The following is a 16,046-nucleotide window of genomic DNA, read 5'->3' as shown; positions in this document are numbered from 1 at the left end:
TGGAAGCAGTGCCGGGTTTTTTATTGCTACGTGTAGAGCGCCTTATGCATCCCTGTCGGACATACCTATGTCGGTAGCTTCCCCCAACGGGAAGGACCGGCGTAGCCCAAATTTCATGGCAAAGGCCAGGATCAAAGCAGTCAAGACTAACATGAGTGTTGCGAAGTAAGCGTCACTTGGCTGGTTGGTGCAGACACTTCCCTTGCAATGCATTGCGACCAGAGATGGCTCGCGCCTGTCGCCCTGCAACTTAAGCAGTTTTAAATGTGTGCGCTCGCTGAGGATATGGCTTTTGTCGCGCTCGTTCATAACCACGATCGCTTTGCCCGCAACCTCGAGACTGAGCTTTGCAAATTCAACAGCGCGCTTTTGAGCATCTTGCTTGTAGGAACTTGAATATCTGAGCGCAGGCCACCAAGCCTGCATAGGGACGAAAGTGTGCAAGAGAATTGGCAAACACACCAACAGCCCAAGCTTCACCAGCGGTTGCGTCATCAGGCCTCTTCCAATTCAATAAGTTAGTTATAACAATCGGTTAACTTAATTTTCTAATATACAGATTCACCGGCTTCACAAACTGATTCAAGTGAACGGCTCACACCATGTTAGGCCTTAGAAACCAGTTTTGACAGGGCTTTCATTCGGTCGCTTTTCGAACCTGTCAGCTCCACCGTTTCGGGCAGGACATCCAGCAATCCGAGCGTGTCATCGCGAAGAATTTGCTTCAGACGGGTGTCGGTTTGTTTCCGCAGTTTGGGGTATTCGATGGTGGTGGTGATCTCATCAGGTGAGATAAGCGGAAGGAAGATGATCAGGTCCAGTGTGGTGAGGGCTTGTTCGATCTGCCTCAGGAGCTGACCTGACGGCTCCCATTCATCGTCGTCTTGTTCACTCAGCACTTCCAAATAAGCCATGAAATCCAGCGGGCAGCGATCGAAGATTATGTTTTGCTCTGCACCGGAAGTGAGGATCGTTTTCAGGTTGTGGCTCAGCTGCTCTGTGAAGCTTTCGATGGAGGGCTCATCTGAGAGTGCAACGCCCTGCTCTGCCAGGTCCCAATAAGGCTCCTGAGTGGCTTCATAGTTCAGGTGTTGATCGGCGAAGTCCTCTATGAGTGTTGTTTTGCCGCTGCCGTGGGTTCCAGTGATTGCAATCCTCATGCTGCCCCCTGAAGATAAAACGTCTCTCTCCGTGCTCGAAGTGAGGCGCTTGATTGTTCTCTACTGACACTCGGCTCTAACCCTTGCGTTTCAGCTCCAGCCAGATGTGGGGGATGTTGCGGCCATCGTCTTTGTGTTGAACGAAGGTTGTTCTTGAAGCCTCTTCGAAGCCATCACCGTAATACTCTGCGATCTCTTCATCCGTCAGTGGCCATGGCGGGCCAGAGCGGTCGCCGGTGCCATCATAGTACCGCCCAAGGATGATCAGCGAGCCGCCGGGGGCGACGAGGCTTTTGAGAGGTTTGACCACATCACCACGCATTTCGATGCCGATGGCCTGCAGGGTAAAGCATTCGTAGACCAGATCGAACTTGCCAACCCAATCTGCTGGCGGGTTGAACAGATCTGCACAACGGAACTCGATTTCACCAGATGGGAAGCGCTTTTGCGCCCATTCGATAGCTGTGGGCGCTACATCAAAGGCGGAGGTTTTCCAACCAGCCTCATGAAGCGCATTGGCGTTGTCGCCCAGCCCGCAGCCCACATCCAGCGCGGTGCGCCCCTCACCCTTGTTGTGTTCCAGCCATTCCACCAATGGCGCTTTTGGCTTCAGCTCGGCCCACGGGATCTCGTTGGTGTCGCCATCGGCAGTGGTGTAGACTTGCTCAAACCAGCTTTTGCGGTTTTCCCAGCCACCACCATTTGCACCTTCCAGCGTATCCAGACGCGCACGCAGTTGTTTGCGATGATCTATGTCGTCAGTGGTCATGCTTTCCGGTCCCACCCGCCATTGTCGGTCTGCGCCCAGTATGTGAGTTCGTGGTCGCCGTTTTTGACCTCAAGCCAGCGCTGCCGGGCTTCTTGCAAGGCATCCTGATCGTTGCCGTCGAACATATAAACAACGCGCTTGTACTGCGCCGGATCGGGCAACGGTGCGCGGTCCACCAAAAAACGGACGATTGCCTCATTGGGGTTGTCGTTTTCCGTTGTCAGGTAGATGGGCTGAAATTCCGGATGGCCTTCTTTTTTGGTGCCGTGAGGCAGGAAACCATCATCAGAATAGGTCCAGAGGTAAGAATCAATGGCATCACACCGTGCTTCCGTTCCAAACTGGATGGTCACAACCCATTCTCTCTCCAAGCACTTTTCAAGGAGAGTGGGCAAGGCCCGTTCCAGCGGAAATTTAGAGAGCTGGTAGAACAGCACTTCACTCATATTCTGGTTTCCCGTTTATCCGGCAGGCTTTTTGCGTCCTGCAGCCCAATACGCCGTGCGACGCATGCTGCATCAGGCTGCGCATGGAATATGTAAAGCCCAAATCACTGTGTTTCTCAATTGACCACATTTTATCCTAAAAATTGTCGTGAATGATCCCAATTACATCGGGATATTCATAGGAATCGTTGATAAACCCAACCCAGACGCTTTAAAGGGCTAGACTTGACCGCATTCCTGGGGAATTTCGGTGTGGTGTTAAGCTTAGCGAAACCGACGCCAAATTATGGAGAGTGAAATGCTCTCATCTCTGTGGTGTTGTGGGACCGCAGGCATTGTATATTTAGGAAACGACCAAATGGCAGCGCGTATTGTATTGTTCTTTGCTCTTGTATCCGGTCTTGTTGGCGTAACAGCTGCAGTGGGTGCAATGCTTCCAGAAGCCTCCAGCTCCTGTACTCATTATCAGACCTGCTGATTGACTGGAAAGCCAACTAATTCTTTCAAATATAAAATTTTCTTTGAATATAGCGCTTAGCGCATTGAACTCTTTTAAGATCAAGAATGCCCCTCTTCAGTTTGAAGTGGGGTTCTTTTTTTGCCGTCATCGAGAAGTCTCTGTTGTCTCAGTGATGAGCAGCAAAAAAGGCCAGCCACAGCTTCTGTGACCGGCCTTTTTTCATTTAATTTAGCGCAGGCATTTTGTTGCCTGATGCAAGGCTTAGCCTTCGTAATGATCTTTGATCAAGCGGTTCAGTGCGCGCACGCCGAAACCGGATGCCCAGCCCTGAGAGATTGCGTTTTTCTTGGAGCCCATTGCAGTGCCGGCCACATCGATGTGTGCCCACTTGGCCTCATTGGTGTGACGCTGCAGATAAACAGCTGCAGTGCTTGCACCACCCCAACGGCTGCCACCGGTGTTACGCATATCGGCATTTGGGGTGTCGACCATCTTGTCGTACTCATCCCCCAAAGGCAGACGCCACATTTTTTCTGCAGTGGTTTCACCAGCTTCGCAGATCTGCGCAGCCAGCTCATCATCAGCAGAGAAGACACCTGCGCGATGGCCGCCCAGTGCAACCAGACAAGCGCCTGTCAGTGTTGCAAGGTCTACCATGAACTTCGGCTCAAAACGGCTTTGTGTGTACCAAAGCGCATCACCCAGCACCAAGCGGCCTTCCGCATCGGTGTTGAGGATCTCAACGGTCTGACCAGACATTGTTTTGACGATATCGCCCGGACGGATCGCGTTACCATCCGGCATGTTTTCTACCAGACCCAGCACGCAGATTGCATTGACTGCAGCTTTACGGCCTGCAAGAGCTTTCATGAGGCCGATGACAGCTGCTGCGCCGCCCATATCGCCCTTCATGTCTTCCATGCCAGCGCCCGGCTTCAGGGAGATACCACCGGTATCAAAAACAACGCCTTTACCAACGAATGCGATTGGAGCTTCGCCTTCCTTGCCACCATGCCATTTCATGATTGCCAAACGGGAAGGACGAACTGACCCCTGACCAACGGCCAGCAGTGCATTCATGCCCAGTTCCTGCATCTCTGCTTCATCGAGGATTTCAACTTCCACACCGAACTCAGAGAGCTGCTGAGCTTTTGCAGCGAACTCAACCGGGCCAAGCGTGTTGGCAGGCTCATCAACAAGAGTACGTGCGAGAAGTGTGCCTTCTGCCACAGCCTCAGCTTCTGCCCAAAGTGGCTCAGCGGCTGCTGCATCCTGCACCTTCAGCGTGATTTCGCAGGCCTTGTCGCCGTCTGTTTCTTTCTTAACAGTGCGGTAGGTGTCGAACTTGTAACCACGCAGCAAAGCACCCTGCGCAAAATCAGCTACCTGCTGAGCTGTTGCGGCAGCTGGGAAGGTCACTTCTGCACCTTCCGCTTTGAGCGCGAGCAATTTGCCAGCAACTTCACCGCCCAGGTTAACCCAGTCCTGCTCTTTCAGATCGTCAACTTTGCCAAGGCCTGCAACGATCAAACGGTCTGCATCCATACCTTCTGGAGCGAGCAAGTGCATGATACCGGACTTCTTACCTGTGAAATCAGCAGTTTTAGCGGCGCGCTCAACAGTTTTTCCAGCGGAGCCCATCACACCCTCAGCTTCTGCTGCAAAGCTGAGTTCTTCACCTGCAAAGACGACCTGAACGGGTGCTGTTGCATCAGAATACTGCGCGATCTTAATGGATGTGAATTGCGTCATTATGTCGTTTCTTTCCTCGGGATGACCTGCGATAGGCAATTTCTAGCAGAATATGCTAGCAACCACAGGCGGACGTGTGGTCCAGCTACTCTTAAAATTCATGGCAGAACATGGCGCGATAATGGTCCCGTTTCAAGGCTATGTGAAGAAACTTGCGAGTTTATTCATTAAAAGATCCGGTGATCCGGCTTTCTGCCGTATTCCGTGTTATTGAGTGGACTTGAATCATTTTGCGGCTTGGCCTCCCCCATAACGAACAAGAAAAGGTTCTGTTGCACGGCACAATGAAAACTATTGAACGCTACATCGTCAAACGCAGCTTTACCGCCTTTATTGTGACACTGGCCGCCATGACTGGCGTCGTCTGGTCCACCCAAGCGCTGCGCCAGCTGGATCTGGTCACCTCAAAAGGCCAGACCCTTTTGCAGTTTGGTTACATCACTGCATTGGCTCTGCCTTTCCTCATCCTGATCGTTGCCCCCTTCGCAATGATGCTGGCGTTTATAATCGTGCTTAACAGCATGTCCCGCGACAGTGAGCTTATTGTCATCAACGCTTCGGGCGCTTCCAAGTTGCTTGTTCTCCGGCCAATCATGGTGTTTTCACTCACGATCACAGCCCTGATGTATTTCCTGTCCATGTATCTGTCCCCGACAGGCTTGGCGGAATTGCGCAGTGAGTTGACGCGCGTGCGTGTTGATTTGGTTGCCAACATCATCAAGCCTGGACGTTTCATTCCGATCGAAGAGAATCTGACCTTCCATATCCGCAACAGAAGCGGTGATGGGATCCTTGAAGGTCTCTTACTGGATGATGCCCGCGATCCAGAAACCTCATTCACCTATACGGCTGAGACTGGTCGGATTATCGAGGCTGCGGACAAAACACTACTTGTCATGCTTGATGGAACGATCCAACGCCGCCCGAAAGGTGGGCAGGATATGTCCATCGTCAGCTTTGAGAGTTATGGCTTCGATTTGTCCTCGATGATTCCCGAAGCTCGCGAGCCAACATTCAAGGCAAGTGAGCGTCCAACCTTCGAATTGCTGAGTGCAAGCCCTGATGATTCTTACGCTGCAAAGCATTGGGACAAGCTAGTTGTGGAATTCCACGACCGTTTAAGTGTCCCGCTTTACCCCATTGCCTTTGGTCTGATCATCTATGCTTTCCTGGGTTCTCCCAAGACCACTCGTCAGGACCAAGGCCTTGCAATAACAACAACAATCGCAGTTGCGACCCTGCTGAGAACAGCAGGTTTTGGCGCAACGCTCATCGTGAGTTCGGCTCCTGATATGTTCCCATTGCTCTACGCAATCCCAATAATCGCAATTGCGCTTGCTGCGTGGTCCATTAGCCTGAACAGAAGACCTTGGTTTGTTCAGCGTCTGGTCGATGGAACACAAAGCCTCTTTAATGGCATTGGTCGTGTGTTCTCCAAACTGGTAGGCCGCAAGAACCAAGGGACAGCAGGACTGTAATGACCGGAAGAACGCTTAGTCTTTACATATCCAAACGGTTTATGAAGTCAATTCTGGCCCTCTTTCTGTTTGCTGCCGTTTTGATCTTGCTGTTTGACGTGCTTGAGCTTGTTCGCCGTGGTGGCGATCGTGAAGGGTTTTCTCTTCTGCGTATTGCTGCGATTTCTGCCTTGCGCGTTCCACTTTTGCTTGAACAGGTTATTCCGTTTGCCGTCCTTTTTGGCTCCATCTGGGCGTTTGTTACGCTCTCCAGAAGCCTTGAGCTGGTGGTCGCACGTGCGGCTGGTATTTCGGTCTGGCAGTTTACTGCCCCTGCTCTTCTGACTGGCCTGTTCATAGGCGTTGCTGCTGTGATTGGTTACAATCCTGGTGCTGTATATCTGCAGCAAAAATCAGATGAGGTGGCAGAGGGCTTGTTCAGTGTGGAGCAAACCTATTTGCTCGAAGGGTCTGGAGAGGTTTGGCTCAGGCAGAACGGCACCGATGGTGAGTCAGTTCTTCATGCACGCCACACCAGCGGGCAAGGTGCGTCACTCAATGGTGTCACGATCTTCTCTTTTGATCGCCAAGGCCAGTTCTCAGAGAGAATCGAAGCACGGCGCGCCGTCCTAGCTGAGGGCATGTGGCGGCTAACTGATGCTGTTGTCTATGCTGTAGACACTGATCCACAGCATTATGGGAACTACTCTGTCAGTACTTTTTTGACCCCGACGGAGGTCAAGGAGAGCATAGGTTCGCCGGAATCTATTAGTTTTTGGAGTCTTCCACGCTTTATTGAGTTATCCCAAAGGGCTGGACTACCCGCGTATAGGTATTCTTTACAATATCAGACTCTTCTAGCCAAACCCCTGTTACTTGTGGCAATGATTGTCATTGCTGCTGCTGTTTCGCTGCGTGTATCGCGTTTTGGGGGGATTGGCCGCTTGATCGTTTGGGGCATTATTGCTGGTTTCGTGCTTTATGCCGTTTCCGAAGTCTCAAAGGATCTGGGCGGTGCTGGAATCGTTCCCACAACGGTTGCAGCATGGGCACCTGGCGTATTTGGGGTTCTTATGGGTTTTACAATTCTGTTGAATCAGGAGGATGGTTGATGGGTTCGGCCTTGATCCTGAAACAGAAAATCAAGCGAGTTGGTGCTGGCTGCGTATCGCCAGAATACCTTCGCACTGTCTCTGCAGTTGCTCTGCTGTGCGGCGCTGGCCTTGCGGTCCTCAGCGCGCCTGCAGTTGCGCAGATCGACCTTTCACAGTCTGCCCAGCAGGCTGTCGACACATCTCAACCAATGTTGCTTGAAGCTAAAGAGCTTCGCTATGATTTTGACAATGACGTCATTATCGCGACGGGTAGTGTTGAGATCTATTTTGACAACTACACATTGCTCGCAGATCGTGTGACTTATAATCGTAAGGACGGCAAATTTTCTGCGCACGGCAATGTGGAAATGACAGAGCCTGATGGCAATCTCATACTCGCAGACAATCTGACTTTGAGTGATGACTTCTCTGAGGGTTTCGTCAATGCTTTGCAGATTGACACTCCTCAGTTTACGCATTTCGTTGCCGAGAGCGCTGAGCGCTCTAATGACAACGTTACCACACTGAGGAATGGCACTTATTCTGTCTATAAGAAGGCTCCCAAGCCACCGTTATGGCGGATCAAATCAACAACAATCATTCACAATCAGCAAAAGCAACGCATCTATTTTGAGGGTGCTTCCATTGAGCTGTTCGGAAATACGATCGCCAAGATCCCTTACTTCTCAATCGCAGATCCATCAGTCGGCCGTAAATCTGGCTTCCTACTTCCGCGCTTTGTTACCAAGAATCGCCTCGGTTTTGGTGCCGCGATTCCGTATTACTGGTCCCTTTCGCCAACATACGATCTAACCGTGACACTCACGCCGCTCACGCAGCAGGGTGTATTGGGCCAGCTGGATTGGCGGCAACAGTTTGATACTGGTTCCTACAATGTTTCACTTGGCGGGATCTCTCAAGCAGACCCAAGTGCCTTTAATGGCTCCAGCGGCGATGTACGTGGTCGCTTCATTGTCAACACGGACGGAAGCTTCGATCTGAGTCAACGCTGGGAAGCCGGTTGGGACATTACTTATGCAACAGATCGGGCATTCCGCGAGGACTATGGGTTTGCACGATTTGGTAGCGCTCAGGAAGTTTCCAAGCTTTTCTTGAATGGTCAAACAAAGCGGAATCTCTTTGACGCAAATGCATATGCCTTCCAGATTTCGCAGGAAGACAACCCAAGCCCAACGCAGCCGATGAATCCAATTGGGCCATTCTCTCAGGTCAATGCAGACCTTCAAGAGAAGCAGCCTTTTGTTCATCCTGTCATAGACAATGCCATTTATTTTGAGAAGTCTGTCGTTGGTGGACAACTAAACTACGATGGCAACCTCACAAGTCTGACACGCCAGACAACTGACGCCTTCTCTGTGAATGGCCAAAACCGCTTCCGTGGTGTTGAAGGTACGTTTAGTCGTCTAAGCGCAAACCTGACTTGGCAGCGCACACTTATCGATCCGATTGGTCAGGTGTTCACGCCGTTTGCCTATGCAAAGACCAACCTGTATTTCCTCGCTAATGCTGACCATGATGTCACCGCACTTTCCGATGAAGCAGTTGTCTTCCGCGGAATGCCTGCGATTGGCTTGGAATATCGTTATCCATTCCTTGCAACATTCAAAGGTGGCAATCAGGTAATTGAGCCGATTGCGCAGATCATTGTTCGTCCAAACGAGGCGGAAATTGGGGAATTGCCAAACGAAGATGCACAATCCATCGTGTTTGACGCTTCCACACTGTTTGAGTGGGATAAATTCTCAGGCTTCGATCGTAACGAGGGTGGCACTCGTGCAAACTTAGGTTTGCAGTATAAGCTTCAGTTCGACAAAGGGTCGTTCATCAGTGGTTTGTTTGGTCGTTCTTTCCAGCTTGCAGGACGGAATTCTTATTCAGTCCCAGGCATTCTAGATTCAACTGGCGACTCTGGCCTGCAGACCACAGGTTCTGACTACGTTACGAGCCTATATTTCGACACCAATACTGGCTTCCGCGTCGGCGGCAATGCACGCTTTAGCGAACATGACTTCGGTGTAGAACGTGCAGAAGTCAGCGCGAGTGGTCGTTATGGTCCAGCTTCGACAGTTCTGTCCTATGCCTATTTGGCAGAGCGTCCAGACGCTGGGATTGATGAACAGCGCTCTGAACTTGTTGGTGCCTTAAATCTGAACTTGCAGGAAAACTGGCGTGTCTTCGGTTCACTGCGTTATGACATGATCAACGAGAACATTGTTCAGGACACTGTTGGTCTTGGTTATGACGACGAAGGTTTCTCTGCTTCACTCTCCTACGGCGAGGACAGAAGTCGGAACAATGGTGAGCCCGTAGAGCGGATCTTCTTCTTCCGATTCGGTCTCAGAACCATTGGTGATACCAGCCTTTCGACCTCAACTTCTGACTCATCCCCAAATGATTGAGTAAGTATATAAGCTTAAACCTCTGGCTGTGCACAGGAAATAGCCAGAGGCATGACAGAATGTCGCCTACATTTGTTATTATTAGTTTGAATAAATTTTTCCGGGCTGCACCCTTCTAATTTGAGTCAAGCTGTGCCAAATATGCACCAGTGCTATCTAGGGAGCGTCCATTGAGGGCAATCGCCTTTGGGACGGAGAGCTTAACAAAATGAAACTTACTCGCTTCTGTGCTTCGCTTGTTGTCGCTGCCAGCATGCTGGCGCCACTTGGTCCGATGCTTACTTCTGCGGAAGCCGCAAGTAAAATCGTTGCTGTCGTCAATGGCCGTCCGATTACCAGTTATGAACTGCAACAGCGGTCAAAGCTTATCACGCTCACCACACGGGCACCGTCCAGCGTTGCCAAAAGGAAAGCTAAGGATGAGCTGATTGATGAAGCGCTGAAGCTTGAGGAAGCAAAACGGGTCGGAGTTTCAATCGCTGACAAGAAAGTTGATGATGCTTTTGCAACAATCGCACAGCGTGTTAAACTCTCGCCTTCTCAATTCAAGCAAGCGCTTTCTCAAAGCGGCGTTAATCCTCGCACACTGAAAAATCGCCTTCGTGCTGAAATTTCCTGGTCTGAAGTTGTCATGCAGCGATTTCGCGCGACCGTTCGGATTAATGAGTCAGACGTGATTGCTGCGCTTCAGGGCAAAGAAAACAAAGATGACAATGGCGCGACCAGCGTTGAATACGATCTGCAGCGCATCATTTTTGTCGTCCCGAAGAAGTCCAGCAAGTCCTTCAAAAACAAGCGCGTCACTGAAATGAAGAAGCTTCGAGCCCGCTTCACATCTTGTGAAGAAGGAACGCGCATTGCATCCGGTTTGAATGAAGTCATCGTGCGTCCAATCGGCAAACGCCTTGAAACTGATCTGCCAGCAGCCTTCGTGCAAAAGCTGAATAAAATCTCTATCGGCCGCGTCACAGCGCCTACCCCTGTAGACTCCGGATTTGAGATGATTGCTCTTTGTGGTAAAGAGACAATCAACAGTGATGCGACTGCGCGAAGCACTATCGAGGGCGAGTTGCGGAATAAAAAAGGGCAACAGCTTTCTCGCCGTTACCTTCGTGACCTGCGCTCCAATGCTGTAATCGAGCAGCGTTGATCGCCTGATCAGCAGCAGGAGATGTTTTTTTATTATGCGCAGAGTGAAATTGGCGCTCGCCCTGACAATGGGCGAGCCTGCAGGTATTGGACCTGATATTACGCTTAAAACGTGGAAAGTTCGCTTTGAACAAGCTGTTCAGCCGTTCTACGTCCTATGCGATCCAGAGCTCCTCAAAGCCCGCGCAAAGCATCTCGGATTGAAAATCCCAATTAAAGTGGTGGAACCAGAAGCCGCATGTGACTGTTTTGATGAGGCTCTTCCGGTGGTTCCTCTCTCTGGCCCGGTCCAGGTTAGTCCCGGCGCTCCTTCTGGCACAAATGCTGCTCTTGTCATCGAATCCATCGAGACTGCGGTACGGCATGTGAAGGATGGCAGGGCTTCAGCGGTTGTCACCAACCCTATCTCCAAGAAAATCCTTTATGACGCTGGTTTTCATCATCCGGGTCACACCGAATTTCTTGGCGATCTGGCGAAAACCTACTGGGACAAGGACGTGGAACCAATCATGTTGTTGGCTGGTCCTGAGCTGATGGCTGTTCCGCTTACGGTCCATGTTCCAATAGTGGACGTACCAAAGCTGGTGACGAAGGATCTCATCGTCGACCGTTGCCGGGCCATCAACAAAGACATGATCGAACGGTTTGGCATTGCCTCACCACGTATCGCGATTGCAGGTCTCAACCCTCATGCAGGTGAAGGTGGCGCTATGGGGACGGAAGAGATCGAAACAATTTCTCCAGCTATTGCCCAACTGCGCAGTGAAGGCATAGATGCTCGTGGTCCTTTGCCCGCTGACACCATGTTCCACAGTGAAGCGCTGGATACCTATGATGTGGCTGTAGCCATGTATCATGATCAGGCGCTCATTCCTGTCAAAACTCTGGCCTTTGATGAAGCTGTGAATGTGACACTCGGCCTCCCCTATGTGCGCACATCACCTGATCACGGAACCGCATTTTCCATTGCGGGAACGAATAAGGCCTCTCCAAACAGCTTGATGGCTTCCCTGCGCCTTGCAGCAGCCCTCGCACAACCTGAGCTCGTTTAATGGCACAAATTGATGATCTGCCACCTCTGCGTGAGGTGATTGCAGAGCATGGGCTCGATGCCCGCAAATCCCTTGGTCAGAATTTTCTTCTGGACCTCAACCTTACCTCGCGCATCGCCCGCAGTGCCGGGGATCTGAGCAACTGCACCGTTGTTGAAGTTGGCCCAGGCCCCGGTGGTTTGACACGCGCCTTGCTTGCAGCTGGTGCCAAGAAGGTGGTTGCGATTGAGAAAGACACGCGATGCCTGCCTGTGCTTTCTCAGATTTCAGAGCACTACAATGGCAAGCTGGAAGTGATTGAGGGTGATGCCCTCAAGTACAATCCTGCTGAGCTTGCTGACGGCCCGATCAAGATTATCGCTAACCTGCCTTACAATGTGGGTACGCAACTCCTGCTTGGGTGGCTGACAACAGAGGAATGGCCTCCGTTTTGGGACTCTCTAACATTGATGTTCCAGAAAGAAGTCGGACAGCGCATTGTTGCTGAAACAGGCAATAAAGCCTATGGCCGCCTCGGTGTTTTGGCAAACTGGCGGTGTCATACGGATATACTTTTTGATCTGAACCCAAAGGCTTTCACCCCTCCACCAAAGGTGACGTCCGCTGTTGTGCAACTACACCCGCGCGAGAAGCCTCTGGAGTGCCCTTTGAAAGCGTTAGAGCGAGTAACCGCTCATGCCTTTGGTCAGCGCCGTAAAATGCTCAGAGCAAGCTTAAAAGGCCTTAAGCCAGATGCGGAGGATCGTATCGAAGCTGCCGGCCTCAAGCCAACTGCCCGAGCAGAAGAGATCGACGTGACCGGCTTCATTGCCCTGGCACATGCTTTTGACAAGGACTAGAGCAAGCTCGTTCAGTTTCTAACATGATAAAGCCCTGAGATCTTATCCGAGCTCAGGGCTTTTGGGTGTCTTCGCAGAAGTGATTTTACTCCACGCGCATGAAGGCGGTCATGCCGCTTTCCTGGTGTTCTATGATGTGGCAGTGCATGAGCCAGTCGCCTTCGTAGTCCGGGCGCACGGCGACTTGAACGCGTTCGTCTGGCAGCACGAGCGCGGTGTCGGTCCACCATGGGGCGAGCTGGCGTTTGTTGCTCTTGAGGAGCTGGAAGGTCATGCCGTGGATATGGATCGGGTGCGTGTGCGGGGTTCGGTTGATGAACTCGAACACATAAGACTTGTCGCGCTTTAGAACTTGCACCGGATCTAATGGGCCGCGCTCTGCGCCTTGCCATGCCTCTTTGTTGACCGCCCAGAATGAGAATCCCAGTCTTCCGCAGATTGGATTGGCTGGTCGTTTTTCTGCTGTGGCTGAGAACTCCAGCGGGATGTACTCCGCGTTTTTCAGATCAGGCTGCGGGATCGGATTGGCTGGCAACGGTTTGATCTCACGCAGGTCGCGGTTCAAGGATTGCCCGATCGCTCTCAGTGACAGCACCGGCCATGGAGAGGACGAAGAGAAGTTGGTCAGCTCAATTTGCTCCCCTTCTCCATCTGGAATGCGCATTGCGATGTCCGCACGCTGCCCCGGCCCCAATGCCAGCTTGTTGACTGCAAATGGTTCAACCGGATTGCCATCCATGGCGATGATCTTTGCATCCGTGCCTTGTGGGAAGGACAGTTTGTAAATGCGAGTTACATCAGTAACGCACAGGCGCAGGCGGACAAGGGAACCGGCTTTTACATCCATAACTGGCGCAGATTGCCAGTTGGACGTGCGGAGTGTTCCAAATGTCCCTGCTCGCGCGGATTTGCGTGGCTGGAACAGTTTGATGAACTGACCATCACTGCCAAGGCGGAAGTCGCGCAGGTTCACCGGGATGTCATGATCGAACCCCGGATCTTCATCCTCTTCCACGATCATCAGGCCAGTCATGCCGTAAGACAGCTGTTCCAGCGAGTTGCAGTGCGGGTGATACCAGAATGTACCTGCATCATGTGGTGTGAAGCGATAATCGAAATGATCGTCGGTATACACGTAGTGCTGGGTCAGGAATGCCACGCCGTCCATATCATTGGGCAGGCGCATGCCATGCCAATGGATCGTCGTTGGCTCTTGCAGTTTGTTGATGAGGCGACTGTGGAACGGCTGCCCCTGCTTTACGCGCAGGGTTGGTGGCATTGCATCCCCAAAGGTGAACATGTTTTTCGTTGCAGGTGCACCGCTCATCAATTGATGATCGATGTTGCGTGCAATCATGTCATGTCGTTTTGGAACGGCCCAAAGGCTGGAGGCGCCAGCCAAGCCACCAGCAACAGCAGCCCCGCCAAACAAAGCGCCTTTCAGCGCCTGACGTCGTGTGATCATCGCTCTTTGTCCTCAAGTTCAGCCCGTCTCTGTACTTGGCTGGTCAATGGCTATTCACTCACGACGGCTGCTGTTTTGCAGGGCACCTGCTCTTGCAAATAACGCCCTGCTTGTATCTGGCTCATAATTTGATTCAAGTAGCTAATAGTTTGAATCACAAAACCACGTCAACATTCTGAATTTACAAGATTTTGCATTGTTCTTGTCTGATTATTCAGCAATGGTGGACTTCAGGTCGGCAATCATACCTTCCATTTTCCCGGAGAGCTTTGGCAAGCGAACCCGTTTCAGACGTTCACTGGCGATGATTGACTGCACTGTTGCAACGGCTTTATCCAGGTCATCATTTACGATGATATAGTCAAACTCCTGCCAACCGGAGACCTCGTCAATCGCGGTCTTCATGCGGCGCTTGATGGCTGCGTCATCGTCATCTCCACGGCCCGTCAAACGGGCGTGCATTTCTGCGATTGATGGCGGCAAAACGAAGATGGCAACAACGTCTTCTCCGGCCTGTTCCTGCAGCTGGCGTACGCCTGCGATATCAATATCAAACAGGATGTCCTTACCTGCGTTCAGGCTGGCATCAACCGGCTCACGCGGGGTGCCGTAATAGTTGTCGTGGACCTTGGCCCATTCCAGAAGTTCGTTGGCTTTGATCTTGCGTTCGAACTCATCCGTTTCGAGAAAGTAGTAATGAACGCCATGCTCTTCGGCTGCGCGGCGTTGACGGGTCGTTGCTGACACAGAGAGCGCCAGTTTGTCATCATCAGCCAGCAGTTTGTTTGCGATCGTTCCCTTCCCAGCTCCGGAGGGCGCAGCTAACACCAGCATGAAGCCGCGGCGCGCCTCTTCGATATCCTGAGCTGATACGGTTGTCGCATCTGATTTTTTAGAGGTCATATTGATTTTGTCTTCTTTTGCTTATCTGCACTTCAAGCGTTTGTCTTCATGTTCTGCTGCGAAAACCGATCCCTGACTTTCGCAGCACCTCTTCACTCAATGTTTTGAGTTTGTTCGCGGAGCTGGTCGATCACTGTTTTCAGTTCCAGCCCGATTGCAGTCAGCTCTACGCTGTTGGACTTTGAACAAAGTGTGTTTGCTTCGCGGTTAAATTCCTGTGCCAGGAAGTCGAGGCGACGTCCGATGGCTCCACCTTTAACAAGCAAGTCACCGACAGCTTCCACGTGCGCGTAAAGGCGATCCAGTTCTTCACGGATGTCTGCTTTGGTGGCAAGGACGGCTGCTTCCTGATGCAAGCGCTGAGGATCAAGCTGGCTGCTCGCCTGAAGCAGCTCGTTGACCTGAGTTTCAAGACGGGCGCGAATAGCCTCTGGACTGCGGGAGGGTAGTTCTTCAGCTTGCCGGGCCAAAGCCTCAATGGTATCGACCTGGCCCTTCAGCAAAGTGGCAATGGCATTGCCTTCGCTTCTGCGCATTTCGACAAGCTCATTCAGTGCTTCATCAAAGGATGACAGAAGAGCCGCAATCTGAGCGTTCTTTTCATCTTCGCTCTCTTCAGCCTCTTCAAACTCCAAAACGCCTTTATAGCCCAAAATGCCGTCGAGTGTTGGCTCAGGCGCATCTGGCAGGCGGTCCCGCAGAATGGAGATGGCTTTGAGTACTTGCTCAAGAGCGTCTTCATTTACAACCAGCGCTGTATCAGACTGCGAACGTTGCATCTGCAGGCCTACAGAGACGTTGCCGCGTTTCAGCTTCGCAGCAAGGCGCTTACGCACTTCCGCTTCTACTCCGTCCAGCCCCTGAGGCAGGCGCAAGCGGGCATCCATGCCTTTGCCATTGACGGAACGGAGTTCCCACACCCAGCGCGTCTCTTCATAGCTGCTTTCCACGCGCGCAAAGCCGGTCATGCTCGCCAGTGCCATCCCTTGAAACTCCTCATCTGAACACCGCCTGTGTGTTGGCGTTCTCATTCAATATTTGCTGGCCCTGAGCTTACCCGTGAAATCGGTCCATGCCCAT

14 protein-coding genes are annotated in these 16,046 nt (G+C 51.8%); 6 read left to right on the top strand and 8 right to left on the bottom strand.

The window, feature by feature from the left end:
• Window positions 1-42: 42 nt before the first annotated feature.
• From PsAD46_RS14895 to PsAD46_RS14875, 5 genes are all read right to left on the bottom strand, one after another.
• Window positions 43-495 carry a hypothetical protein gene (locus PsAD46_RS14895; RefSeq protein WP_063291864.1) on the bottom strand — a complete coding sequence of 151 codons (453 nt, stop codon included), beginning with the start codon at window positions 493-495 and terminating at the stop codon, window positions 43-45.
• A 110-nt stretch (window positions 496-605) separates the two neighbouring features.
• The gene (locus PsAD46_RS14890) at window positions 606-1,160 is read right to left on the bottom strand and encodes an ATP-binding protein (RefSeq protein WP_063304771.1); all 555 of its coding nucleotides are present in this window, start codon (window positions 1,158-1,160) and stop codon (window positions 606-608) included.
• A 76-nt stretch (window positions 1,161-1,236) separates the two neighbouring features.
• Window positions 1,237-1,929: a methyltransferase domain-containing protein gene (locus PsAD46_RS14885; RefSeq protein WP_063307251.1), complete on the bottom strand. Its 693-nt coding sequence runs from the start codon at window positions 1,927-1,929 to the stop codon at window positions 1,237-1,239.
• Window positions 1,926-2,375, bottom strand: coding sequence for a DNA polymerase III subunit chi (locus PsAD46_RS14880; protein WP_063288455.1), 450 nt, complete (start codon window positions 2,373-2,375; stop codon window positions 1,926-1,928). Before PsAD46_RS14880 ends, PsAD46_RS14885 begins: the two co-directional genes overlap by 4 nt.
• A 721-nt stretch (window positions 2,376-3,096) precedes the next feature.
• Window positions 3,097-4,587, bottom strand: coding sequence for a leucyl aminopeptidase (locus PsAD46_RS14875; protein ID WP_063307250.1), 1,491 nt, complete (start codon window positions 4,585-4,587; stop codon window positions 3,097-3,099).
• A 284-nt stretch (window positions 4,588-4,871) separates the two neighbouring features.
• On the opposite strand from PsAD46_RS14875, the gene lptF reads away from it, so the two are divergent.
• From lptF to rsmA, 6 genes are all read left to right on the top strand, one after another.
• Window positions 4,872-6,065: an LPS export ABC transporter permease LptF gene (gene lptF, locus PsAD46_RS14870; RefSeq protein WP_208981860.1), complete on the top strand. Its 1,194-nt coding sequence runs from the start codon at window positions 4,872-4,874 to the stop codon at window positions 6,063-6,065.
• Window positions 6,065-7,156 carry an LPS export ABC transporter permease LptG gene (lptG, locus tag PsAD46_RS14865; protein ID WP_063307248.1) on the top strand — a complete coding sequence of 364 codons (1,092 nt, stop codon included), beginning with the start codon at window positions 6,065-6,067 and terminating at the stop codon, window positions 7,154-7,156. The genes lptF and lptG overlap by 1 nt, the downstream gene beginning before the upstream one ends.
• A complete protein-coding gene (locus tag PsAD46_RS14860) occupies window positions 7,156-9,558 on the top strand; it encodes an LPS-assembly protein LptD (RefSeq protein WP_063307247.1) in 2,403 nt (800 codons plus the stop codon). The genes lptG and PsAD46_RS14860 overlap by 1 nt, the downstream gene beginning before the upstream one ends.
• Window positions 9,559-9,766: 208 nt before the next feature.
• Entirely contained in the window at window positions 9,767-10,708 is a 942-nt protein-coding gene (locus PsAD46_RS14855; protein ID WP_063291857.1) for a SurA N-terminal domain-containing protein, read from the top strand.
• A 34-nt stretch (window positions 10,709-10,742) separates the two neighbouring features.
• Window positions 10,743-11,759 (top strand): 4-hydroxythreonine-4-phosphate dehydrogenase PdxA, encoded by a 1,017-nt coding sequence (gene pdxA / locus PsAD46_RS14850; RefSeq protein WP_063304766.1) that lies wholly within the window; start codon window positions 10,743-10,745, stop codon window positions 11,757-11,759.
• On the top strand, window positions 11,759-12,598 hold the full coding sequence (gene rsmA, locus PsAD46_RS14845; RefSeq protein WP_063307246.1) for a 16S rRNA (adenine(1518)-N(6)/adenine(1519)-N(6))-dimethyltransferase RsmA: 840 nt from the start codon (window positions 11,759-11,761) through the stop codon (window positions 12,596-12,598). The genes pdxA and rsmA overlap by 1 nt, the downstream gene beginning before the upstream one ends.
• An 85-nt stretch (window positions 12,599-12,683) precedes the next feature.
• On the opposite strand, the gene PsAD46_RS14840 is transcribed toward rsmA, so the two are convergent.
• The 3 genes from PsAD46_RS14840 to PsAD46_RS14830 form a co-directional block, all read right to left on the bottom strand.
• Window positions 12,684-14,063, bottom strand: coding sequence for a multicopper oxidase family protein (locus tag PsAD46_RS14840; RefSeq protein ID WP_063291855.1), 1,380 nt, complete (start codon window positions 14,061-14,063; stop codon window positions 12,684-12,686).
• 210 nt (window positions 14,064-14,273) lie between these two features.
• Complete coding sequence (gene gmk / locus PsAD46_RS14835) at window positions 14,274-14,966, bottom strand: guanylate kinase (RefSeq protein WP_063291854.1); 693 nt, start codon at window positions 14,964-14,966, stop codon at window positions 14,274-14,276.
• Between the two features lie 92 nt (window positions 14,967-15,058).
• Window positions 15,059-15,949: a YicC/YloC family endoribonuclease gene (locus PsAD46_RS14830; protein ID WP_063307245.1), complete on the bottom strand. Its 891-nt coding sequence runs from the start codon at window positions 15,947-15,949 to the stop codon at window positions 15,059-15,061.
• Between the last annotated feature and the right edge of the window lie 97 nt (window positions 15,950-16,046).

Origin of the sequence: Pseudovibrio sp. Ad46 (assembly GCF_001623065.1) — a bacterium.
Lineage (GTDB): Bacteria > Pseudomonadota > Alphaproteobacteria > Rhizobiales > Stappiaceae > Pseudovibrio.
The sequence above is the reverse complement of the archived record's forward strand: the minus strand, read 5'-3'. Positions and strand labels throughout refer to the sequence as shown.

Coding starts and splice junctions, on each gene's coding strand:
- PsAD46_RS14830 (WP_063307245.1), bottom strand. CDS start 15,949: ATGGCACTGGCGAGCATGACCGGCTTTGCGCGCGTGGAAAGCAGCTAT.
- PsAD46_RS14855 (WP_063291857.1), top strand. CDS start 9,767: ATGAAACTTACTCGCTTCTGTGCTTCGCTTGTTGTCGCTGCCAGCATG.
- PsAD46_RS14895 (WP_063291864.1), bottom strand. CDS start 495: ATGACGCAACCGCTGGTGAAGCTTGGGCTGTTGGTGTGTTTGCCAATT.
- PsAD46_RS14860 (WP_063307247.1), top strand. CDS start 7,156: ATGGGTTCGGCCTTGATCCTGAAACAGAAAATCAAGCGAGTTGGTGCT.
- PsAD46_RS14880 (WP_063288455.1), bottom strand. CDS start 2,375: ATGAGTGAAGTGCTGTTCTACCAGCTCTCTAAATTTCCGCTGGAACGG.
- lptF (WP_208981860.1), top strand. CDS start 4,872: ATGAAAACTATTGAACGCTACATCGTCAAACGCAGCTTTACCGCCTTT.
- rsmA (WP_063307246.1), top strand. CDS start 11,759: ATGGCACAAATTGATGATCTGCCACCTCTGCGTGAGGTGATTGCAGAG.
- lptG (WP_063307248.1), top strand. CDS start 6,065: ATGACCGGAAGAACGCTTAGTCTTTACATATCCAAACGGTTTATGAAG.
- PsAD46_RS14840 (WP_063291855.1), bottom strand. CDS start 14,063: ATGATCACACGACGTCAGGCGCTGAAAGGCGCTTTGTTTGGCGGGGCT.
- pdxA (WP_063304766.1), top strand. CDS start 10,743: ATGCGCAGAGTGAAATTGGCGCTCGCCCTGACAATGGGCGAGCCTGCA.
- PsAD46_RS14885 (WP_063307251.1), bottom strand. CDS start 1,929: ATGACCACTGACGACATAGATCATCGCAAACAACTGCGTGCGCGTCTG.
- gmk (WP_063291854.1), bottom strand. CDS start 14,966: ATGACCTCTAAAAAATCAGATGCGACAACCGTATCAGCTCAGGATATC.
- PsAD46_RS14875 (WP_063307250.1), bottom strand. CDS start 4,587: ATGACGCAATTCACATCCATTAAGATCGCGCAGTATTCTGATGCAACA.
- PsAD46_RS14890 (WP_063304771.1), bottom strand. CDS start 1,160: ATGAGGATTGCAATCACTGGAACCCACGGCAGCGGCAAAACAACACTC.